We start from the raw sequence: 20,815 nt of genomic DNA on the forward strand, positions 1-20,815 counted from the left end.
CAATTACTCTTCCGTATAATCAAAAACTTTGAAAGAGAATTCACGCCCACTCGCTTCATTTCCAAACTCTTTACTTGGTGTCTTAGTAATACGAGCTTGTGTACCACCAGCTTTCTCTTTAGTAACCCCATCGTTGTAATTAACCCATACAGGGAAGGGTGTCTTCCGCTTTGCTAATGCATTTAGATAAGCATATGAGCTAGATGTCTGAGAAAGCGTACTTGCAATTGTACCAAAAGGGTCATTGCTTTCTGTAATAATTGGTACACCTTGCGCATCAGCTTTTGTAGTGAAGAAATCTTCATCTTTTTCTGCTGTAAACATAGCCCCTTCATCAAAACCTGTAATATAACGTCCATCTACAATCAGTGTTGCGTACTTCGGATCGTAAGTTGGCATTTATTTTCCCTCCTTATGCTACTGATAAAATTTCGCCTTTAATATTTGATTCATGAATTGCTCCTTGAGCTGTGTACGAGAATGAAATACCGTTGTAAATACGCTTTTCGCGATCTGCTACGGACATATCTTCACGGCTCTTCGTTGTAACTGTGTAAAGAGCATTTCCGCTAGCATCAGCATCGATAATCCCATTTTGGAATGCTTGCTGAAGAACAGTTGTTACTTCTGCTTCAATTAAGCTAATACCATTGCTGTTATAAACAACTTTATCCGTATTAGCAAAAACAGATTGAATACGACTTTCCATATTGAATTTAATCCAGTCCTTACCGTGCATAACATCGATATATTCACCACTTGCAACAATACCTTCACTTGTTTGAGGAATCCCTGCTTTCGTTACATAAGCAATGGCGCCATCCGCATGAATAGCGTCAAGTTCTTCTTTCGTCACATCAATTGGGGTAATTCCAACAAGAGTTTTAAACTTCCATGTTTGGGAACCAACAGGACGATTTGCTACTTCTCCGATTAATGCAGCGTCAGGATGTTCCCCAGTGATAAGGTGATAAAAATCAATAGTTCTCTCATATCCCTTCACTTTAAAAGCATTTCGGCTCTGCTCATCAACAGTAATTGCTACATAAACTTTGTACCCCTTTTGTTCCACAAAATCCGCTACAGCAATTTGATCTGTCAATTCTGCATCTGAAGTTACAACAAAAACCCAATCCTCGTCGTAATACTTCTCGAGAGCTTCCATCGCACTCACTACATCGCTACCCGCTGAATCATAAGACGCAATAGAAAGGGTAGCTGGTCTATTCTTCTGAGCAAATACAGCTTTAGCTTTCGCATATGCCGTTGTACTCTCTGCAAAATCTACTTTTACTTCATCTAATTCCTTATAATTTTTGAGAAAGCTTGTTCCTGTCTTTTCAGCAAGAATAAGCGGTTTACCGAAACCGATATAGGCAGCAGGTTTCAAGATATCAATTGTTACTGTCACATCTTGTAATGGCATGCTTTATCCTCCTAGATTAATATTTTCAATAGCTTCTTGAATCTCTCGTACTTGTTCTTGAGTTGCAGCAATTTGAACATCAAATCCATGTTTGTATTCGTAATGCTCAACAAGAAACGTAGTACGATCTTGAACATTTCCTACTTGACGAACAGACAGATTGTTTTCAAGAATAAAAGATTCTCCCAAAAATAAAAACCAGTCATGAACCCTTGTTGCAAGCTCAATCGTGGTTTCAACATCTTTACCAAAGAAGGTAAGCGATATAGTCATCTTGTATTCTGCCGTTCTCTTCTCATAGGTCTTGTCATCCTGTGTAAATTGAGTGATACTTCCGCGTCCTCGCCCTTTAATATAAGGAGAAGTAATGTTATATACTCCATAAGGTAGAGGGGGTCTAGGAGCAGTTGTATTCCCTTTAATAATTGAAATGCCCGTATCTCCCTTAATGCGAGCAATCATTTGTTTAATCAGGCTAATATTCATTGTTCAGCCCACCTTGCGACATAAATAAAGACGTCTGTATAATCCGTGTAATCCTTAAAGGTTTGGACGGTATACGAAACGCCTTTATATTGAATCTTTTGCCCTTTTTCAAGAGGATCTAATGTGTAAAGTTTTCGGTCTTGAGTAGGGTAAGTACCACCAATATCGTACTTCAGGTCATCGTCAGATAAGGGAAGAATAACGCCAAAACGATTCTCGGGTGCTGGAACGCTAGGAGAAACCCAATCGCCTGCATCATTGTAATAACCCTCAGTCCCTTCGACTATTGCTACAAAAGGAACGCCATTCTTTTCAACCATTCGTTTAAAGCTAATCGTCTTAGGCATTCCCTTCGACCACCTTCCACGTTACACGAGAACGTAAGCCTCCTGTATCCATTAAAGGATTTGATGAACCTTTATTCTCTTTGGTGATTCCGGCATTTTCGGGGCTTCGAAGTGTTGTTATTTTCTCTTGAATATCTGCCGCTATACGAGCACCAAGGTGTTCAAATAGCGTTCTTGCAGACATTTCTAGAGAAACAGCCTTCTCAATCATCCCTTCCATGAACTGTCCCCAATCGGACTCATTTTCATCGAATGTAGAACGAACAAAAGAGCGTTCTGGAATCGTCACGCTCTCAACAAGAACAAACATTATTTTAATTCCATCTCCATCCTTTACAGCAAGAATGTTTTTTCCTTTAGGACGAAACAAGCCGGGAATTTCAGAAGCTTTACGCCCTTCTGCCGCTGGTTTAGGAATAGTTAAGAATTGTCCCTTTGGTTCAATCTTCATTCCGAACTCATGCACATTAGCAATCATGGCATAAAAAGAATCATCAGATGCAAAGATACCGACCTCAACTGAATAGCGGCTTAAATCTCGTACGGCATTGACTACAGACTCAAAGTTATCTTCATTTGTACTAATATTAACTCCATTCCTACGTCTAGCCATGTTATAGCACCATCAAATTTAAGCTCTTAGGCTTCTCTGTGAGCTTATCAAACAGCCTTTGGTATTCTTGACCATAAGATGTGCTTTCAAGCGCTACAGAAGCGACAGGAGCATGATATTCAGTCTCTAATCCATCTAACTTTTCTCTTTTGATATTCTCAGCTTTTAAGGATGCTAGATGAGTAGCATAAAGACGGACTAACCGCTCTTTGTTACCCTCTGATATATCCAAGTCCTCTACCTCAAGCGTGGCTTCATCAATGAAGATTTGCAATACTGCGGGATCTACATTAGCTAGATGACTCGCTGTTTTCTGAATGATTTCAGGAGTAATCAAAAGACTCACCTGCCTTATTCAGTTTCTTCTTTAGATTCGTTGAATGATTCCAGTTGCTCAGCAATTGCTTCTAGAACACCTTTGCGTTTTTCGGAAGCTTGCCATTCTTTTAAAAGAGCTGGATTGAATGTGTCTTTAACGAGAGTGACAGCTTCTTCTGCTTTTAAGTCCTTGGTACCCTTTGCTTTCTCATGAGCAACAATCTCTCCTTGCTCAATAAGTTTCTCCATAAGTGGATGAGCACTAAAAGTTTTCCAATCTGAATCTTTCACGTCATTTGCTCCAGGCAAAATCATAACACCTGCAGCATGACGGACGTAATTACCTGTATTTTGTACCAACATTAGATACCATCTCCTCTTACGATAGCCATTGGATAACGTACAATTGCCCCGCCTAAACGTTCTTCAAAAGGAACCTTATAGTTCGGGAACTTGTACTCAGTTTCATGACGGAAGATATCCATTGTTAATAGAATTTGAATAACAGATGGAGAGTTATCTAGTACTAGGAAACAATCCGTTCCTCCTGTACCTTGTCCTTCAAGGTCAGAGGTTGCCACAATATTTGTGAACCAATTTTGACTACGGATGTACTCAAGAACTGTTTTATCTGTGTTAGCGTTGTATTCCATTTCCAGCATTTCCATGCCTGCTGGTGTAAGAATCAATGTATTTGCTGTATGACCAGGTAGACGATTGATTAAGTTACGCGCTTTGCGAATATCCGCTACAATCTCTTTTCCTGTTTTATCTCTCCATTCTGTTTTTCCGCTTGCGCCTGCATCTACCGCTGTGGTTTGAATTCCTTCTGCATTTACGACACCTGGAATGTTGTGGTCTGCATCCCCATGCCAAATGATACGGTTTTCTTTTTCTGCAATTGCACGACGTGCGATTTCCGCTTTTGTTGAATCAACAGTAATACCTGCCATTTGAGCATTGCGAAGCTCTTGAATAGAGTAACGAATAGCTGCTGCAATTGAGAAGATGTCCATTTTATGACGACGCTTATCCGCATCTACTAACGGAATATCATCCGCTCCCGGTGCTAGAACCTTAGCTGAACCAGAACGGGTAATAACATCATAGCCATATACTTCAGCTCCTGAAGGTACATCTGTTTTTAAATTAAAAAGTGTACGACCAATGAGCTCTTCCTTCTTTGGTTCGTACACCACGCGATCAATAGCTTCTAAATCTTCTGGACGAATTAACATATTCTTTTCACTCCTTAAGGTAAATTAATTTCAAGTTGAACTAAACCGCCTGCTTTTGCATTTGTTTTAAAAGCAGCGGAAGGTAATGCTACGACTCCAGTAGTTGTTGTATCAGCAGGTCGAAAGTTACCTGTTGTTGGGTCAACCACAACATCATCTGTCATGCTTACATCTTCTAATGCCTCAACCCAAAGAACTCCTTTACGCGCAACGGATACTGGAGATTTCGTCTTGTACTTTTGGTCATCCGCTTGAGTAACCCAATCGTGAACCTCTTGAGCCATAGCAATACCATACGGTTTACCTCCCTCAAAGACTTTCACTGTTTTACCATCACCAGTAAGCTCTGTCATTACGCCAAATGGAATAACTTCTGCAGCGGCTTTTGTATCTGCACTATAATCCTGATAGTTTGCAAGCTTTCCTTTGCCTGTTGCTTCATCCATGTACTTTCCATAGCTTGTAATAGCCAATTAAATCCCCTCCTATTTATTCATGTTTAAACGTTGATTTTTCATATCTTGTACCTTTGAACCATTACCACTATCCCCAGTGAACATATGGTTACTACCTGTAGAAGAGAAGCCTTCTTGCTTCGCTTGACCTACCGTAAAATCAAAAAAGGCGTTGACATATTCATCAGATTGTCCATCGCCTTTAAAATCAGGTTTCGATTTTTGAATAACCGCTTCTTTAATTTCACGTTCTGATTTCCCTTTGAAGTCAAACGAATCACCAAGTAATGTCTTTGCACTACTAAGTAATTCAACACGAGCTTCCACTTTTGCATCTAACTCATCAGCGGAAAAAGTATTTACTTTCGCATCTTTTAGTTCTTGTTTAGTGTTATTGAGTTGGATTTCAAGAGCATCATAACGTCCTTTTAATCCGTCATAATCTTTCACTTTAATATTGGCTGTCTCTAATTGGGCTGCTTGCACCTCTAAATGTGATTTAACAGCGGAATCTACTTCATATTCCTTACCGTCAATTTTATAAGTTGGCATTTCACCGTTTCCCCCTTTATTATTTGAATCAATTTGCCATGCGTCTGAATCGTTTCGGATAGCAACTTCTGGTCCCGCTCTCCCCTGATCTACGATGGCAATATGGTTAATTTCTAAATTTCGTTGCACATATTCATAGTTATCACCGTTATAAGTACCTTTTTCAGCAACAACATCCGATAAGAAGCCAATACTAATCTCTCGTTTACCATCGCGAATCTTTTGGATAAGTGCTTTATCCGTAATCGTCATAGAAACATAGAGCTTAAGGTTTCTAACAGCTGCATCGGTATGAGATAACCCTTTAGCATAGCGGTTATAGTTGTCTATAGTTACAGGCTCATTAGGGTGGTCATCCGTTACTGGCTTAGAACGAGCAGAACGGATAGTAGACTCCTTGAATATCTCATCAGGTAGCTTAGCTTCCATTTGGATAGTTCCATCACTCCGCTGATAAGGGAAAACTCCAGGGCGAGTAATAGGTACTGTAACAGTTAAATAACCTTCTGACGTTTCGTCATAGTCTTGAATAAGTGCTTTGTCAAAACGTTGCGTCTTCACACATTCTCACCCCCTTCCAAAACATAATAAAAAAGACCATTTTAATTGGTCTTTAGAGTGTTAGATTAATATGAAAATTGTTTTATTAGTTTGTCCATGGTGGTCATTATATCCATGGCTTTCTTTCTAGTGACATAATCCTTATTGAAATTATTAGCATGTATAAGGTTTCTAGCATTCCTAACATCGTGCATGATATCCTTTTGCTTCACTGATACAATCTTTTTCTTCACGTGAGCATCATGAATCATGTTAGAGAAAGTAAGATTAGGCATACCTAACTTAGCATAAAGCATACCTTCAAAAACCCCGCCACACATTAAGGCGAATGACAACCAAGCGCCTTGATTAAAACTTCTTTCTGCTTCTTCATAGAACTTACCTATTCTAGTTCGTAATTCAGTATCTTCTATCCATGGAAATAAAAGAGCGTAATCTCTGATACCATGATAATGTAACTTAATAAACACTCCACTGTCAGCAAACGTTTCTATGGATCCATACTCAGACGAAATAACTATATTGTCACCTTTGATTTCACTATCTATATCATCAGACAAGTCACCTAGTGGTCCATATTGTATCTCGAAATATTCGACTGAGAATGCCGGTAATGTTGGGATGTGTATATTCCATATATAGTGGCTAATACTAGTACGATCAGGATTATCATGAATTGTTAAATCTTTTTCTTCTATCTTAAAAAGCATTGATTTCAATATATTTCCCCCAGACTAATTATAATGTCTTTATAATACCAATAATTAGTCTATTAATCATCAAATACCGGAACAGCAACACAACGACAACGATAATCGGTGCCAGGCAAACCAACTACAGGTGGATCTGAGTAAGAAAAGACTTTATTGCTAAGCTCACTATGCGTTTTCCTCACTCGTTCATCTTGGGAAGTTACCCACTTGAACTTACTCACACCCATTTGCTGGTGCCGTTTAGCGGTCATCTGTCCCATAATAGAACCTGTTTGGTCAACAGCAATAAACATGGCCCGTTTACGAGTCATGCCTACACGTTCAACCAATTGGTCCCGTATTTTCTTTGCACCGCTACCATTCTTAATGCCTTGATAAATAATGCTTTCAATTCTAGGAAAGTATTCATCCCGAATCGTTGTAATATAGCTTGTATTCTCTGCTACAGACGTTCTCATAAAGCTCTCTAGCCATGGCTCATATTGCGTAGGGTCAATCCCCTTTATTTTGCCTTGAGCCTGCATGTTGTTTGCATTAAACAGGTTAAGAGAATTCATAAAGCCTTGAGCAATACTCTGAACCTTATTCGAGTTAAAAATGTTAAGAGACAATCCCTTTATCATATCAATAGCGGTTCGAATTACATCAAGTGGAGCATCTTGTCTGAAACTATCCGCTTCATAAAGCTTAATCTGCTTGCGTATATGCTCATCAAACATGCTTAGAGTGGCTTTCCCTAGCTCAGTAATCAATTGGTTTATGCTCCGATAATAAGCAACAGCAACGGCATCCGGGTAGCGTGTTGGCGGTACTCTCCTAGCCATTCTTCCTATGCTCCTCATGAGCTTTATAGATTTCATCAGCTATACGTTTTAAGTCCGCTTCATCACCGCTGAACTTCGTCTCATTCGTTAAACCAAATTGTCCAAAGCGGGTTTCTCTCAATTCATCTGCTGTGACAACTCCATTTACTAAATAAATAGAATCTGTTTCAGCTGTTAACTTACGAATTTCAGCATCTGTTTTAGAATCAACAGACCAAAGGGGGTTGAACTTAATCTCCCACTCTACTGTATCAGGATCTATACGACCACCAAGCTCGTCTTCACACCATAAAAGCATGCGAATAAGCTTTTCGAGATGAGGCTTCATTTCATTCTCTTGTGCAGCCGCAATACGTTTGTAATAGTTCATCACATCATATTGAGCACCTGTAATGGTTCCTGCTTCTTGCCCTTTGATTACAGTTTTAGGCATACGAACAGAACCTGCTAGCATGTCCCATACATAATCCAGCAAGTCTTTCATACCTGACGTATTTGTTGATTCTTTTCGAAGCTCTTCATTGCCTCCAATAATAGCTAGGGCTTCTGTTCGGAACATATAATCTAAGAGCATAGTAAGCTCATTCTTTTGTTCTGTACTCATCCCATCGACTGCATCTGATTTATAGATTTTGAAGGCATAATCGTAAAGGATTTGACCAACAGACCAAAGAGAAGTATCAAGCACTGTGATAATGTCATAGAGCGGTTCAAGAATGGATTGTCCTCTATACTCATCCTCCAACTTTCTCGTTTGATCATGGAGAACACGAGAAGAATGAACGTGATTTTGTTGTACACCCATTACCTGCTCACCGAATTTAGATTGTCGATTGATTTCAAAGGATTCAACTTGTCCGTATTTTGGACTAAACATATCCTCATTCAAGAGAAAATCTTTTACTTTCATTCCGCTAAAAGCATGAATATAATCTAACTTCTTTAACTTATCTTCTTGAATGGCTTGCGATAAAGTGAAATTAGTAGATTGAGTAACACCTAGAGAAATAAAGCCATCACCACGTAACCGCTCGTATGAACGCATCTGTTTAAAGGCAGACTTCGCTTTTAGGTCTGCAAGCTTACTCATGATATTTCGTTGCAACTGGTCATCCTTCATCCTCAATGTAAACCAGCTACTTGTCATATCTTCCGCTGGTATATCAATAATATTTTGAACAATGCTATTGTTAGCATAAAGGTTAGACAAATCTACATCCGTTAACTTTCTTCTCACTGCTGGTTGCTGACGAACAAGAGCATCCTTTTCATTTCCTTTCCCGTGTCCTAACATGAAGTCATTACGAAACTGTTTGGCTTGATCTATTGTTTTCATATCCTCACCCCCTGCCTGTTAAATGCTTGTATCTATTAATCAAGCTCTTAGCATCAGACACCTCGTAATCATCAAGCGCATACCAAATAGCACTGAACGTATGAGGGTCAATGTTAAATTCATCTGGAATGATCTCATCCCGCTTATTCTTTTTATACGTTAGTGGTTTGAGCTCATAGATAGTATTAGTACAGCGGTCGGAACAAACTATTTTCTTAAACCGCTTAACCTTTTTCGTATATTGTAATCTGGAGCCCTGAAACTTCTTAGCCCCTCGTATGTTGAAACCATTCTGTTTAAAGAACTCAATCGTTTTTGGTTCAGCAGAATCAGCACGGATTAATTCTCTTGTTTCCCTGAATTCTTTCAAATCCTCAGCTGTTTTGTCATCCGTCATTTTGTTTTTATAATACTCCCAATAAATATAGAGAATCTTTTTCTCTTGATCTATTGCAAGACGAACAACCGCGTTATAAGAATCCTCAAATCCAAAGTCCATCCCTACACGTTTCAATGGATTAATAGTTCGTCTGATTGTATCCATTACTTCATCATGAGGTTGTACTTCAAATTGTGGTAAAACTTTTTCTCCATTCACGCCAAAATGGCCTTTCCTTGCAATGCGATAAAGGTCTGGATCATAATCTTTTAATTCATCTAACTGAGCAACATAACTTTCAGGAAGAAAGAAATTATCGTCAGCGGTAGAATGGTGATAGTACGTGTCATTGACTATAACAGTGCGTTTCTTATACAATTCTGCATCATCTAAAACCAAACGGTTATTCATTTCATCTTTAAAGAAATGTTTAAATGACCAGTTATCTTCTCCTACAGGGTTTGTAGAGAGAATCATATGAAGCTTTAATGTTGGATGTCTTAAGCGCCCTAAAAGCTCTTTAAAACCTGCATATTTAATTTCTGAGCACTCTTCCAACCAAACTAAAGAAATGTTATTGATAGACTTTAATTTAGCAGGCTTATCCATTCCCTTGAATATAATCTTGCTCCCATTTGGAAAGCGGATTTGCATAGGAGAAGTCATACACTTTACGCGACCTTCTAATCCTAAATCAATGACCAACTCTTCCAGTAGAGAATAAGTAGAATCTCTGTGAGTATCGTATACCTCACGTACCACAAGAGCCGTTCTCTTTTCGCTCAGAAGCTTTAAAATAATCTTCAATGCAATATGATAACTCTTGCCCGAACCGTAGCCACCAACAAGGAATTGGAACTTTGTAGACCAATCAAAAAGGAAATCATCAAAGTGTGGACTTACTTCTTTTTCGAGAGTCGTCATGTGTCCTCACCTTTTCTCTTGATGACAATTTCAATTGGGCCATCATCCTTCTTAGTGCTTAGTTTATCAAGTTGAGCCTTTGATTTATCAATATTTACTTGCATTGCTTCAAGTTTCAAGCGGCGCTCATCATCTATATGAGCCTGTTCATCAAATTGCTTAATTAAATTACGAAGCTCAGCCATAGCTCGAGATTGAGCAACTAAAAAGTTTGCGTATTTGTCCCAAGCAAATTGAACTAAATAACCATGTTGTTCAGTTTCTTGAGAAGAAGAAGATTTTCCTGTAGTCTTATTTGAACTACTACGCATATAGAAATTCTCTTCTTTAGTCATGTCATCTTTATCTTTAACAAACATAATTTGTTGCGCTCGAATAATAGCAGCGTATTGAAGTTGTATCTGTTGCCATATCAAATCAGTGGAAGAAAACTCAAGCATAGCGTCCATGATTTCTTGTGTCTCTTCTGGAAGAAACTTAGAGAACAGACCATGCTTCTCTGCTGCTTTGTTCCGTTTTGTAAATTGATTCTTTGGATTAGGATTGCCACTTCTTTTTCGCTTAGGTTTTGCATCTTGAGTGGATGCAACCTTTTTGTTTTGGGTTGCATCCTTTTTAGTTGGATCCCTTGACCATCCTTCACGACTTTTACGACTTTTCAATGTACCAATTTTGATATCATGCTTTTCTGCTAATGCAGCAAGAGTAATTTTAGTGGTTTCCCATTCATTTTTAATATCCTCCCAATTTGTCATCTCACATCACCATCCACACCTCCAAATAAAAAGAGACCAGCCTTTTTCTAAAAAAGATACGGTCTCTCCTTCTAATTGTAGCTCTTTATTCTAGCTACTATATTCCTTCTTTCATGATTATCCCGCTTTTCTTCCATCCCTTATTTTTATTAAGAGTCTTGTAAACACATAAGGAATCATAGCTAATCCTACATCAATAATAAAAAAATGATACAGTTTCATCCCTTTTTTTAGCTCACCAAGATGAAAAAGATATCCTTCAATAGGATCTAAAACAAAGGAAAATAAGGCACTTAATAATAGCGTAGATAAAAAGAACTTTCTTATATTATTGCTGTAACATTGATATAAAAGCAGAAATCCTACCGGAATTATAGATGCAGTTATATTTAAGGAAATAGGTAGTTGTGGGATCAAAAAATATTTATAAGTAAAGTAACCATCTCTCCCAAGTACAAGATTTATGTATGTACCAAGGAGATGTACTGTATATCCAAAGAAGAATAGTTCAAATATCCGTTTTCTGTCCACTGTAAAGCATAACAAGATTAGAGGCAATGTTAGTGAAGCAAATAAAAACCAAAACTGCCATGTACTCCAATCGGAATATTTACTCCAATAGGAAGTTAATAAAGATTGTAATTCCTCATTGGTTGTATTTATTTTTCTCCAATACTCATCATAATTCATATTCTCACCTTCCTATCTAAAATCCCTATTTATCATCTATGCACTCATAATTAACTTTTTATACCGAAAGGATTCTATTACTATTATTTCTTACAATAAAAAAGCACCCTCGAAAGGATGCTCCTAATTAATCTAAATTTCTTACTTTCATATCTTCAGTTCCTATTCCGCGTTTTGTATGGCTATACAACTCTTCTAAGTATTCCTCATAAGTGATAATACCTTTTTTCTCTAGAAGGTCTATAAGAGCCATAATATGGTTGCCAATTATCGTAGTTGAGTCTAGATCATATTCCTGACAAAGCTTCTCGATTTTTGTAGATAGTATATCTTTTTTAGTATCCATTGCTATCACCTCCCCCTCATCCATTATATAGGATAATAAGGAATATTTACACAATTATTACAATTATTGAACTTATCCCCTGTTATAATTTTCAAACAAGGAGGTGACATATGAACGATTTAGAACAACTTCAATTATTCCTCAATCAAACCCAGCTTCGATATAAGAGATGCGTGAAACGCTTTGGCTATTCCTCGCCTATAACTGGTAAGGCTGGCCAACAACTTATAATCCTTCTCAAAGTTATGCACGAAAGCTTGGACAATTGAAAAAACACCCCTAAAAGGATGCTGGTTATATTTAAATATACGAATATTCCACAATTTAAAACATATACATCAATTAAAGGGAGGTCCTAACTCCCTTTAATTTCCCTCCTAGAAAGGAGGATCTTAATGAAGTACACAGAATTTTTACTCTGCATTGTAAGTGTCATAGTAAGTGTACTTGATTTCATTCTACATGTCGTAGAATACCTGCAGTAACTATTATTTGAAGGTTGCTTTGACACAGGCATGTCAAAGTAACCTTTTTTCTTTATACAATATCCTATGACATTAACAAAAATAAATTACATAAAAAATAAAATAATTATATATTAGTAGCTTTTCTTAACGTCCCATTACGCTAATTTCTATAAAAATTAAAAAGGACGCTCCGAAGAACGCCTCAATGACTTATTAACCTAATATCATAATAGCACGGCAGAACGTGAAATCTTTGCCAACGTTCTGCCGTTTGTCTTTCGGTTTTCTGCCATTTATTTTGCTTCCAATAGGTCTTCTTCAAATATCTTCAGGTTAAGAGCAAAAGCTAATTTATAAAATGCTTTTCCTTTCACCCTGTAGTAACCACGTTCACTCATTCCAAGCTTGTTATACACTTCATAATCATATTGCTCTTCTGGTAACATATAACGCTCTATAATGATTTGACGCTCTTTTAGGGCTAAACGATTAACCGCTTTTTGAATTCGTTGCAGAAATGCATCTCTTTGTCTTTCATAATCTACTTTTTCAATAGCAGCACTTTCTGTAGAAGAATGAAACTCATTCCCGAAATGAGGAGGAACAAGTGAGTAAGTTGCTGTTACTTTCGGTAATTTTGTCTCTGGTACTTGCAATAAGAATAAACGATATTTCTCTAAAATGCCTTCCACCGCTTTTTTTGTTTCTTCACGATCAATTTTAGGTAAAGTAAAGGTTAATTGAGTCATCATTGTTCCTCCTCATTTTATCTTAGTATCTTTGTTTCCAAGCTCCGCCAACGCCTCTTGTTAAACCACGGTTACGGACACCCATCAAATCTTCTAAATCACGTTGCGACAATTTCTCTTTATATACTTGTCTATTTTTCTTTTCTGATCTTTTATCTATGTTGAAATGCTCTCCTAGTTGTTCGTGTAAAGACTTTCTCATGGTCTTCATCTCCCTTTGAACAAATAAAAAGAGGACACCAATCAAAACACAGTTATCCTGTGTAGAGATTAGCGTCCTCCAGTGAGCTGGTAGAACTTATTCTTTTATAGACTTGAGAATAGATAAATAGAGTATACTCCTGTTTTGATCCCTAACAATAAAAAAATAAGCAACAACCGACAAAGATATAATTCCAAAAACCCAAATATTTCCTAAATAATTAAAAATATTACTATAGTCCATCAGATTGTATTTTTCACTTAATTTCGTTGCTTTAACCAATAATTGAATGTTTACATTATATAGAAATACCATAAATGCTAGAATAAAGGAACTAATTATAGTAATGAAAGATATTACTAGACTAAGAAAAAATTTATAAAATTCATTTCGTTTATTCAAATTTAGTTCTAATTCTATTACCATCATTTTAATTTCTTCAACAGATAAGTTCTTTTCTAGGTATTTTCTAAATGTCACTTTATCTTGTTGACTTCTTATTTTATGACTTAAAGCCAACTTCTCTAGCTTTTTTAAGAATTGCAAGGAATCCTTGCTATTTTTTCGAGAGTTTATAAGGTCTAAATTCAAAACTCTTCCCCCTCATCAAACTTAACGCGCTTCACCTTACCTTGATGAGTGATGATTTTGGTCTCACCATGTTGGGGCAATGCTGTAAGCTTTGCTTTACCATCGCTAAAAATAATGGCAAAGTTTCCTTTTTGCTCCATTATATCAACTTCTAGCCTCATTGTACTAGGATCTATCCCGATTTCTTGTAATTTCATCTGAATTCCCCCATATGGTATACTTTGTTCAAACGAATTTAGAGAAACTCATTCGAGAGACGCTCCCACCAGAGCGTCTTTTTTTATAAAGCCATATCTTCAAAAGGAAATACTCATCCTTATTCAAATCAATATCTTTATTGCCAGTCACACAAGATAAATTCATTCTGCTTCCTCCAATACCTTGATAGCTGTAGTTAGTTCTTTCTCCCTTGTTTTTAAGGTTTCAAGTGCCTCTTTTTCATCTTCAATAGATTTAATTAATTGTTTTATATGGATTTCTTTATCCTCAATCTCCTGTTTTATGAGCTCTTTTTGATTTTCTAACATTTCCCTTACCATTTTCACGTTATCCACTCCCTTAATATCCAGTATCTTGTCTTTCATGATTTACTTTATTCTTATCTAAATAGGCTTGTTCAATTCGTTTCCATGTGAAGCCAAGCTTTTCTCCTAAAAGGATAAATTGGGTAAACATATCATGATACTGATCTACAATACCCGCTGGTCTATCTAACCAAATGTTGCCTAGTAAATCGGAAATGGATACAAACACGCTGGTGAATTGTTGAATTACATTTCTATTTTTATTAAAACGTTCATTTCGTACAACATTCCCTGCTATAGATAGCTCCAATCCAATTGACAAGATAAAATGTAAGCAGTCAACGTACTCTTCAAGAAGTGAATTTTTATCTTTTACAAAACCAGTTTCTTCGCAATCATTGCAAGACTCTGTCTCATACTGAGATTCAAATGCGTCAAAGAAGTCAATAAATCCTTTCCCTTTGCATATTGGACATTTCTCTTTAACTCTCGGTTCCTGATCATTACTCCATTTCTTAAAGCCTCTATGCTCATTGGCGCATTCACCTAGTTCAACTTGTAAAGCAAGCAACTTCCATTCTAAATTATTTTGACCTTTTAATTCTGGGTGCTTATCTAGGATTTTTTCATCTAATACCTTTTGAATTTTAAACAATCTCTCCAGGTTCATTTAACGTTCTCCCCCTTTTTAGCTTCTGAGGCAATTTCTTATAATGCAAAGAATGTATCCTGACCAAGCCCTTGAGCAATTAGCAAAGCTTCACGCGGTGTTTTTCCATCCTCCTCAACCAATGCTGCCAAACCTGTGATAATCAACATCTCACCTTTTGAATATTTCATTTCAAAACTCTCCACCCTCACCACTCCTTATATAAGTGTCAACTGTTCATACTGCTCTTTCCGTTTAACAACTGGCTTCCGTTTTCCTTCCACTTCGATATGATCCATGTAAGCTCCGCAGCATGATAGTTTAATAACTGGTTTTGAGTATGTTTCCTTATGTCTACAAGCCGTGCAAAAATAATAGTATGTAGATTCGTAGTTGGGTAACGGCTCGATTATATGTTTTTTCACTTGTACGTCACATTCATCTGCTGGCCTTGCTCAGACATTTTACGAATGTGAATGTGTTCAAGCTCCGTTAGTGTTAACTCGTATAATTGGCACCCATCTAAGCATTTTGTGTAGCCGAATTTATAAATAAGACGATTGATTAAATGGTCCTTTCGTTCTTCCACGCTTTTCATTAACCGCACTGTTTATCCTCCAGTTCCCAAATAGCCATAAGGCCTTGTAATCTTTTCTGTTGCAAATGTAAATCGATGTTTAGATAATGTCTGTCATTTGAACCTAACTGCGTGCAATTTGGGCAAGCAGCAAATTCATATACCCCTATATGACCGTGATGAACAGCTCCGACTCCATTACATAAATGACACATTGCATTCTCCCCTTTACGATAAGCGATGATTTAATTCGCGACGACTCCCTACAATTTCAACTAGATACGATTTACACATTTGATAAATTCGAGATCCTAACGCTTCATCAATGTCTAGTAAGTCATCGATAAGACATTCAGATGAGATTAAGAGTGGTTTATGATTGAGATAACGATAGTTGATGACTGAATACATGGTCTTTACTTCAAACTCCGTAGCACTTCTTTTAAACAGGTCATCGATAAAAAGAACCTCTACTTGTTTCATTTGCTCAATTTTGCCTTCCATAGAGTCAAAATCATCTTTGAAAGCATCAAAGCCTTCACGGAATGGAAAGTATAGAACGGGTACCTTCTTCTGTAGCAAATTGTTCGATATGGCTGTGAGTAAGTGTGTCTTCCCTGCTCCTGGATTCCCTAGTAGAGCAATGCTGTTCTCCCGTGACTCCTTTAGTTCACCATAACGCTTTACATAAGCTAACGACGTTCTCTGAGCATGTACTACTGAAGAGTGCTTACCTTCTAAGCTGAAATTCTTAAACCCTAACTTCGTAAACTCTTCTGTAATATGAGAAGTTTTAAATAACCGATCAATCTTTCTTTGCTCTCTGCAGCTGCATATCTTAGCAGTATCGTTATTAATGAACACTAGCCCTTTATCTTTACAAACTTCACATTTATAAGAGTTCATTGATGCTGTCGTCGATGTTGTGCTCGACTGGTTTGTGGAAGTCACTTTGTTTTCGTTCGCTTTCCTGCGTAGATCGTTGAGCACTTCTTCCATAGTGTTGAACTTTCCCCTTGCTTTGGCCATTTCGTTTCTTCCTCCTTTTCTCTAATTCCAGAGCTCGAATATCGTCCATTGTTCGAGCATTTTTTCCGTGCCAATCCTTTAAGATAGCTTCGATGTATTTCCAATTCCTTGCGTTATGCTCCACAGCTACTTTCATAGCAGCAATGATAACTTCCTGATTTCCGTCAAAGTCATCTATCCATTGATTAATATTTTCAGCAATCATGGGGGCTAAAATCCCTATCTGTTGCTGGTAAAAATCATGAGTATTTTCTTCACTCTTAACTGGGAGCTGTGGCGCTTCTGTTTGGCTCTCTTTAGGCTTTTGATATGTTGTAAGCTTTTGGTATTCGTCATAATTTTTGACTGTAATAAGAATGCCTCTGTTTTGTTTGAGCGTTTCCTTCTGAATAAGGTCCTGACTCTCCAAACGTTTAATAGAATTTGTGATAATATTAGCTGTTACTTTCATTTCTTTGGCTAGATCCTTCACCACATATCGTTGCTGGCCCCGTTCGCAATAATCTGTAGTAGCAAAGTTCGCTTCATCTACAAACAACCCGTACAAAGCTTTATCAAATCGATTTGAAAAGGATAACCGGGGCTTGATGACGTACCCCGATGTTAAATTGTTCATGCCCCGTCTCCTCCTACTTTTTTATACAAATAGCGTGATGTTTTGTGATACTGACCAACTCAAGATTAGGATGATATTTTGCTAGAAATGCCTTGATGTATTGCTCATATTGTTCTGCATCTGAAGACATCCACTTATAACAACTTGGAAAAGAAACTTCATATTGCATCATTTGTTAAACGGTAGGTCATCATCTTGGATTTCGACACCATCAAAAGCGCTTGGTTTTTCTTTTGAAATAGGAGCTTCTAGTTCACTTACTGGCTCATCGTCTTCAAGCTTGTACTCTGCATCAATAAAGGATTCACCGAACTGTCCTTCTTTTACCTGACTGATAGAGTTATCTTGATTTAGACCTTCCATAACCGTTTTTGTTTCTTGCTGCTCAATTGAGATAGGAGCTGTTTTTAAGAGCTTAATAAGAGCTGTTTTCTTCGCCATTTCTGTAAAATGGTCTTTCCACGGACCAAATACATTTCCGTTCTTTTGGCTTTTTGTAAAACGATCACGATGGCTTTCTACTTGTTTGCGACTCATTACTACAAAGTCATAAGCACCATCTTTTAATTTGTACACCGCATAGAAATGAGTGATTTTGTCTTCATCATCTTCACCACAAGGTTTATGTTTTAAATCCTTTTCTAAGCCATAGCTGTAATCAAATTCATCACCTTCATATACTTCATGAGCATAAACACTTGTGATTTCCCCTGTACGTCTTGCTAAGTCAATCAAACCGCGATATCCAAGCTGAAATTGTGCTTCCATCTTTTTTGTTTTTCCGTTAAAGAATGGAACGATATAAGCGTGACCTAGAAGGTTTGGTTCAACACCAAGTACTGAGCAATTCACTACAGCCCCCACAATCGTTTCTGGCGTACATTCCATTAACTTAGGGTTACGACTTACGGCATTAAGTCCGATACGCACTAGACGTTCAGGTGTAACGTGTTTTGGAGCAATTGATTTAATAGCTTTGAATTGGTCTTTGAACATATCGTTCAGTTGCCCTTGGAAGCTGTTTTGTTGCTTTGCAACCCCAGTTTTTTTCTTTGCTAATTGATTTTTAATTGTCGTGTTTGTAGCCATTTATAAAATCCTCCTTATTTAAAACCGAATCGACGGTGTGAACTTGTTTTTGTATATTTTCCAAACAAATCTGGATGGTCTTTTTCAAAAGACTTAGCATCGAACCGATTGGACTGAATGGTTTTCCATATGACCATATGATTTTTTGTTACGCCCCGCTCATTTTCCCCTAGCATGGCTTTTAAACGATTCTCAATTTCTTTAACTTTAGTGTTTGCTTCTGCCCTGGACTGTCTAGCTTCTTCATACTCTTCTAGCAAGCTATCAACCGTATCAGGAAGCTCAATTTCCTCGTCTATACCTTGAGGATACATATGGCTTAACAAATCCGTTGAAGCGTCTGAACCATCGAATAAAGGCGGCTCTTTCATGAGTACATGGTCATTCCAGAAGCTAACCTCAATGTCTATGAGTTGTTCAATTAACTCCTCATCACGATCAACTTTTTTATAAACGAATTTGTTTCCCCCAATAAGAACAGCAATCCACCAAGCTTCATATCCTGTCACCGCCATATAATGTTGACATTGAATAAGATAAGCAGCTGGTACTTCATCTTCTTCCCATTCACCCTTGAGGTATTCAGAAGCTGTTTTACACTCCAGGCCAATTCTTTCGCCAATAATCAGGCGATCTACGTTTGCTAGGATAAAAGGATGTTTTGGATGCTGTAGCATTGCATTTTTGCGTCTTACCTTAAGGCCTGTACGCTTAGAAAACTCTTTTGCTACAAAGTCCTCTAGCTGTGTTCCGAAATAAGCAGCCTCACTATTAATATCTTCATCTGGTGCCTCACCGATTTTTTCAAGATAGACCGCTACAGGTGATTTCCATTTACTTAACCCTGCAATGGCAGCTGCATCTGAGCCACCAATGCCCTTTTTACGTTGTTCAAGCCATTCTTCACGGCTCATATCTTGTGTAGAAACCAAAACAGTTGATTCCATGGCCTACCTCCTTGATTTTTAGAGGTCCATACGCTAAAATAAAAACAACTTAACATTTCGTATGAACCTGAGCTCGTAGTTACCGCTACGGGCTTTTATTCTGCCTCCGAAAACTTAAATTCATAAACTTCTTTGAGATACTTCTCCAAGTCTTCTTTTAATACCACTTCACCAGTCGCTGGATCTTCTACAATGTCATCACCAGCTAAAAGCTCTGTTCCGAAGTAATCAACACCTGCATGTTCTGATTGTTCTACCATGTTTGGATAGCCTGTCCTATTGATTTGAGTGATTTCAGGATGCTCCATTTACTTTTCCTCCTCTCGCATGTAATTTCCAAAAATGCTGTTGCTTTTTACGAGCAAACTGAGCGACATTGAAACGTCCTTGCAAAATCATTCGAATCTCAAATTCCAGAAAGAAAGATGACAACTCCGACGCTTTTACGTTATTCAATTGTTTAACCTCCTTCGTCTGTCTCATCAGTGCCAGGCGACGAACCCTGACAGACTGGGGAACCCCCCAGTTTCGACCTTGTTTTATAAGGGTTTTCGTGGTATAATTTAAGCATTCCAATATATGTTTCAACCTTTCAGCAGTAAGCTACTTCCGATAGCTTGCTGTTTTTATTTTGCTTAAGTGGGTATCGAGAGACGATATCTACATCAAACCCTTGCGCTTGTAATTTCATTGCTAGTTTGTGTGCTTCTGTTGGTGCACTAAGTGTTTGAAGATGTTGAGCAAGACAGACAATTTGATAAGCCTCATGTTCAAGTTCTCCCTCGTTTGTTTGAGTAAGTATCCATAAATCTTCCGCAAGTTCTTTTAATTGTTGAGCAGTTTCATGAATCTTTTCCATGCGCTCGCTGTTCCTCATTGAACAAGCCCCCTTGATTTGAATGACAACTCCATTTGTTGGTCCACTTCTTTCAAAGAAAATCCATACTGATCACAAAACGCTGCAAGTAAGTTATATTCCGCGGCTATTTTTTCAGCGTATTCTTTTACAAAACGCCTTGCCTCTTCCCTTTCCGTTTCGTTTGCAAATTCAGCTGGTACGTGCCAGAAGTCTTTATCCCAGAACTCCATTGCTTCACGACGTTCTTTTTCTACAAGCATCCTGAGCGATGCCACATCACGTTTGACGCGCTTACCATCCATGAAAGGAACTAAATTAATACCGGTTGTTTCTCTGAACGTTGCTACATAATATTTGAAACTATCAATCCCTCTTGCAAGTATTGGCTTTGCATCCTTTCCTACTGGGCGAGTTCCGTTTATCCACTTAGAAATAGTTGATTGATCATAGCCAACCTCCTCCCCAAATTCCATTTGAGTGAATCCTTTTTCCTTAATTGCTCCTTTTAAGTCTGCTTTACGTTTCATACTGATTCTCCTGTCCTATTAAATTG

At 37.7% G+C, this 20,815-nt stretch carries 36 protein-coding genes and 1 other RNA gene; 1 reads left to right on the forward strand and 36 read right to left on the reverse strand.

Translation table 11 applies throughout. The features are described from left to right. Nucleotides 1-3 precede the first annotated feature (3 nt). From B9N79_RS11035 to B9N79_RS11115, 17 genes are all read right to left on the reverse strand, one after another. Nucleotides 4-399: a phage structural protein gene (locus tag B9N79_RS11035; protein WP_085118307.1), complete on the reverse strand. Its 396-nt coding sequence runs from the start codon at nucleotides 397-399 to the stop codon at nucleotides 4-6. Between the two features lie 13 nt (nucleotides 400-412). Further along, nucleotides 413-1,426, reverse strand: coding sequence for a DUF3383 family protein (locus tag B9N79_RS11040; protein ID WP_085118309.1), 1,014 nt, complete (start codon nucleotides 1,424-1,426; stop codon nucleotides 413-415). Nucleotides 1,427-1,429: 3 nt separating this feature from the next. Continuing rightward, nucleotides 1,430-1,912 carry a phage neck terminator protein gene (locus B9N79_RS11045; RefSeq protein ID WP_085118312.1) on the reverse strand — a complete coding sequence of 161 codons (483 nt, stop codon included), beginning with the start codon at nucleotides 1,910-1,912 and terminating at the stop codon, nucleotides 1,430-1,432. Continuing rightward, nucleotides 1,909-2,259: a hypothetical protein gene (locus B9N79_RS11050; protein ID WP_085118315.1), complete on the reverse strand. Its 351-nt coding sequence runs from the start codon at nucleotides 2,257-2,259 to the stop codon at nucleotides 1,909-1,911. Before B9N79_RS11050 ends, B9N79_RS11045 begins: the two co-directional genes overlap by 4 nt. Continuing rightward, complete coding sequence (locus tag B9N79_RS11055; RefSeq protein ID WP_240516687.1) at nucleotides 2,252-2,872, reverse strand: hypothetical protein; 621 nt, start codon at nucleotides 2,870-2,872, stop codon at nucleotides 2,252-2,254. Before B9N79_RS11055 ends, B9N79_RS11050 begins: the two co-directional genes overlap by 8 nt. Before the next feature lies 1 nt (nucleotide 2,873). Beyond that, the gene (locus tag B9N79_RS11060) at nucleotides 2,874-3,209 is read right to left on the reverse strand and encodes a DUF4054 domain-containing protein (RefSeq protein ID WP_167555114.1); all 336 of its coding nucleotides are present in this window, start codon (nucleotides 3,207-3,209) and stop codon (nucleotides 2,874-2,876) included. 14 nt (nucleotides 3,210-3,223) lie between these two features. Next, complete coding sequence (locus B9N79_RS11065) at nucleotides 3,224-3,553, reverse strand: hypothetical protein (protein ID WP_085118321.1); 330 nt, start codon at nucleotides 3,551-3,553, stop codon at nucleotides 3,224-3,226. Next, complete coding sequence (locus B9N79_RS11070; protein WP_085118323.1) at nucleotides 3,553-4,428, reverse strand: DUF2184 domain-containing protein; 876 nt, start codon at nucleotides 4,426-4,428, stop codon at nucleotides 3,553-3,555. The genes B9N79_RS11065 and B9N79_RS11070 overlap by 1 nt, the downstream gene beginning before the upstream one ends. A gap of 14 nt (nucleotides 4,429-4,442) precedes the next feature. After that, complete coding sequence (locus B9N79_RS11075) at nucleotides 4,443-4,901, reverse strand: structural cement protein Gp24 (RefSeq protein WP_085118325.1); 459 nt, start codon at nucleotides 4,899-4,901, stop codon at nucleotides 4,443-4,445. Between the two features lie 12 nt (nucleotides 4,902-4,913). Next, on the reverse strand, nucleotides 4,914-5,996 hold the full coding sequence (locus B9N79_RS11080) for a DUF2213 domain-containing protein (protein ID WP_085118327.1): 1,083 nt from the start codon (nucleotides 5,994-5,996) through the stop codon (nucleotides 4,914-4,916). Between the two features lie 65 nt (nucleotides 5,997-6,061). Next, entirely contained in the window at nucleotides 6,062-6,715 is a 654-nt protein-coding gene (locus B9N79_RS11085) for a hypothetical protein (protein ID WP_085118329.1), read from the reverse strand. Between the two features lie 53 nt (nucleotides 6,716-6,768). After that, a complete protein-coding gene (locus tag B9N79_RS11090; RefSeq protein WP_167555115.1) occupies nucleotides 6,769-7,533 on the reverse strand; it encodes a minor capsid protein in 765 nt (254 codons plus the stop codon). After that, nucleotides 7,526-8,869, reverse strand: a complete 1,344-nt coding sequence (locus tag B9N79_RS11095) for a DUF1073 domain-containing protein (protein ID WP_085118334.1) — start codon at nucleotides 8,867-8,869, stop codon at nucleotides 7,526-7,528. The genes B9N79_RS11090 and B9N79_RS11095 overlap by 8 nt, the downstream gene beginning before the upstream one ends. 4 nt (nucleotides 8,870-8,873) lie before the next feature. Then, on the reverse strand, nucleotides 8,874-10,172 hold the full coding sequence (locus B9N79_RS11100; protein WP_085118336.1) for a PBSX family phage terminase large subunit: 1,299 nt from the start codon (nucleotides 10,170-10,172) through the stop codon (nucleotides 8,874-8,876). Continuing rightward, a complete protein-coding gene (terS, locus tag B9N79_RS11105) occupies nucleotides 10,169-10,927 on the reverse strand; it encodes a phage terminase small subunit (RefSeq protein ID WP_085118339.1) in 759 nt (252 codons plus the stop codon). The genes B9N79_RS11100 and terS overlap by 4 nt, the downstream gene beginning before the upstream one ends. Nucleotides 10,928-11,044: 117 nt before the next feature. Continuing rightward, nucleotides 11,045-11,617, reverse strand: a complete 573-nt coding sequence (locus B9N79_RS11110) for a CBO0543 family protein (RefSeq protein WP_085118341.1) — start codon at nucleotides 11,615-11,617, stop codon at nucleotides 11,045-11,047. A gap of 127 nt (nucleotides 11,618-11,744) precedes the next feature. After that, nucleotides 11,745-11,963, reverse strand: coding sequence for a hypothetical protein (locus B9N79_RS11115; RefSeq protein ID WP_085118344.1), 219 nt, complete (start codon nucleotides 11,961-11,963; stop codon nucleotides 11,745-11,747). A gap of 110 nt (nucleotides 11,964-12,073) precedes the next feature. Between B9N79_RS11115 and B9N79_RS26100 the strand changes: the two genes are divergently transcribed. Continuing rightward, nucleotides 12,074-12,232 (forward strand): hypothetical protein, encoded by a 159-nt coding sequence (locus B9N79_RS26100; RefSeq protein WP_167555116.1) that lies wholly within the window; start codon nucleotides 12,074-12,076, stop codon nucleotides 12,230-12,232. A gap of 491 nt (nucleotides 12,233-12,723) precedes the next feature. Here the strand turns inward: B9N79_RS26100 and B9N79_RS11120 are convergent, their stop codons facing one another. From B9N79_RS11120 to B9N79_RS11200, 19 genes are all read right to left on the reverse strand, one after another. Further along, nucleotides 12,724-13,179, reverse strand: coding sequence for an ArpU family phage packaging/lysis transcriptional regulator (locus B9N79_RS11120; RefSeq protein WP_085118346.1), 456 nt, complete (start codon nucleotides 13,177-13,179; stop codon nucleotides 12,724-12,726). Between the two features lie 22 nt (nucleotides 13,180-13,201). After that, nucleotides 13,202-13,381 (reverse strand): hypothetical protein, encoded by a 180-nt coding sequence (locus B9N79_RS11125; RefSeq protein WP_085118348.1) that lies wholly within the window; start codon nucleotides 13,379-13,381, stop codon nucleotides 13,202-13,204. A 96-nt stretch (nucleotides 13,382-13,477) separates the two neighbouring features. Next, nucleotides 13,478-13,972: a hypothetical protein gene (locus B9N79_RS11130; RefSeq protein ID WP_085118350.1), complete on the reverse strand. Its 495-nt coding sequence runs from the start codon at nucleotides 13,970-13,972 to the stop codon at nucleotides 13,478-13,480. Then, entirely contained in the window at nucleotides 13,969-14,169 is a 201-nt protein-coding gene (locus B9N79_RS11135) for an XtrA/YqaO family protein (protein WP_085118352.1), read from the reverse strand. Before B9N79_RS11135 ends, B9N79_RS11130 begins: the two co-directional genes overlap by 4 nt. Before the next feature lie 162 nt (nucleotides 14,170-14,331). Continuing rightward, nucleotides 14,332-14,556 carry a hypothetical protein gene (locus B9N79_RS11140; protein ID WP_085118355.1) on the reverse strand — a complete coding sequence of 75 codons (225 nt, stop codon included), beginning with the start codon at nucleotides 14,554-14,556 and terminating at the stop codon, nucleotides 14,332-14,334. Further along, nucleotides 14,531-15,166 carry a dUTP diphosphatase gene (locus B9N79_RS11145; RefSeq protein ID WP_085118357.1) on the reverse strand — a complete coding sequence of 212 codons (636 nt, stop codon included), beginning with the start codon at nucleotides 15,164-15,166 and terminating at the stop codon, nucleotides 14,531-14,533. The genes B9N79_RS11140 and B9N79_RS11145 overlap by 26 nt, the downstream gene beginning before the upstream one ends. Nucleotides 15,167-15,204: 38 nt before the next feature. Further along, the gene (locus B9N79_RS26105) at nucleotides 15,205-15,351 is read right to left on the reverse strand and encodes a hypothetical protein (protein ID WP_167555111.1); all 147 of its coding nucleotides are present in this window, start codon (nucleotides 15,349-15,351) and stop codon (nucleotides 15,205-15,207) included. A 12-nt stretch (nucleotides 15,352-15,363) separates the two neighbouring features. Continuing rightward, nucleotides 15,364-15,570 (reverse strand): hypothetical protein, encoded by a 207-nt coding sequence (locus B9N79_RS25815; RefSeq protein ID WP_139814833.1) that lies wholly within the window; start codon nucleotides 15,568-15,570, stop codon nucleotides 15,364-15,366. After that, the gene (locus tag B9N79_RS11150; RefSeq protein WP_139814836.1) at nucleotides 15,567-15,743 is read right to left on the reverse strand and encodes a Fur-regulated basic protein FbpA; all 177 of its coding nucleotides are present in this window, start codon (nucleotides 15,741-15,743) and stop codon (nucleotides 15,567-15,569) included. The genes B9N79_RS25815 and B9N79_RS11150 overlap by 4 nt, the downstream gene beginning before the upstream one ends. Next, entirely contained in the window at nucleotides 15,743-15,937 is a 195-nt protein-coding gene (locus B9N79_RS11155) for a hypothetical protein (protein ID WP_085118362.1), read from the reverse strand. The genes B9N79_RS11150 and B9N79_RS11155 overlap by 1 nt, the downstream gene beginning before the upstream one ends. A 13-nt stretch (nucleotides 15,938-15,950) precedes the next feature. Further along, nucleotides 15,951-16,721: a DnaA ATPase domain-containing protein gene (locus B9N79_RS11160; RefSeq protein ID WP_094041245.1), complete on the reverse strand. Its 771-nt coding sequence runs from the start codon at nucleotides 16,719-16,721 to the stop codon at nucleotides 15,951-15,953. After that, the gene (locus B9N79_RS11165) at nucleotides 16,615-17,367 is read right to left on the reverse strand and encodes a DnaD domain protein (RefSeq protein WP_085118367.1); all 753 of its coding nucleotides are present in this window, start codon (nucleotides 17,365-17,367) and stop codon (nucleotides 16,615-16,617) included. Before B9N79_RS11165 ends, B9N79_RS11160 begins: the two co-directional genes overlap by 107 nt. 168 nt (nucleotides 17,368-17,535) lie before the next feature. Continuing rightward, nucleotides 17,536-18,456: a recombinase RecT gene (locus B9N79_RS11170; protein WP_085118370.1), complete on the reverse strand. Its 921-nt coding sequence runs from the start codon at nucleotides 18,454-18,456 to the stop codon at nucleotides 17,536-17,538. Between the two features lie 14 nt (nucleotides 18,457-18,470). Next, entirely contained in the window at nucleotides 18,471-19,403 is a 933-nt protein-coding gene (locus B9N79_RS11175) for a YqaJ viral recombinase family nuclease (protein ID WP_085118373.1), read from the reverse strand. Nucleotides 19,404-19,498: 95 nt separating this feature from the next. Further along, nucleotides 19,499-19,711, reverse strand: coding sequence for a YqaI family protein (locus B9N79_RS11180; protein ID WP_085118375.1), 213 nt, complete (start codon nucleotides 19,709-19,711; stop codon nucleotides 19,499-19,501). Continuing rightward, nucleotides 19,698-19,859 (reverse strand): hypothetical protein, encoded by a 162-nt coding sequence (locus B9N79_RS26110; RefSeq protein ID WP_167555117.1) that lies wholly within the window; start codon nucleotides 19,857-19,859, stop codon nucleotides 19,698-19,700. Before B9N79_RS26110 ends, B9N79_RS11180 begins: the two co-directional genes overlap by 14 nt. Before the next feature lie 12 nt (nucleotides 19,860-19,871). Then, an RNA gene (locus B9N79_RS11190) (hammerhead ribozyme type II) lies at nucleotides 19,872-19,937 on the reverse strand. 58 nt (nucleotides 19,938-19,995) lie between these two features. Next, nucleotides 19,996-20,280: a hypothetical protein gene (locus tag B9N79_RS11195; protein WP_085118379.1), complete on the reverse strand. Its 285-nt coding sequence runs from the start codon at nucleotides 20,278-20,280 to the stop codon at nucleotides 19,996-19,998. Continuing rightward, the gene (locus B9N79_RS11200; RefSeq protein ID WP_085118382.1) at nucleotides 20,277-20,789 is read right to left on the reverse strand and encodes a helix-turn-helix domain-containing protein; all 513 of its coding nucleotides are present in this window, start codon (nucleotides 20,787-20,789) and stop codon (nucleotides 20,277-20,279) included. Before B9N79_RS11200 ends, B9N79_RS11195 begins: the two co-directional genes overlap by 4 nt. Between the last annotated feature and the right edge of the window lie 26 nt (nucleotides 20,790-20,815).

It is taken from the genome of Priestia filamentosa (assembly GCF_900177535.1).
Taxonomy (GTDB): Bacteria; Bacillota; Bacilli; order Bacillales; family Bacillaceae_H; genus Bacillus_I; species Bacillus_I filamentosa.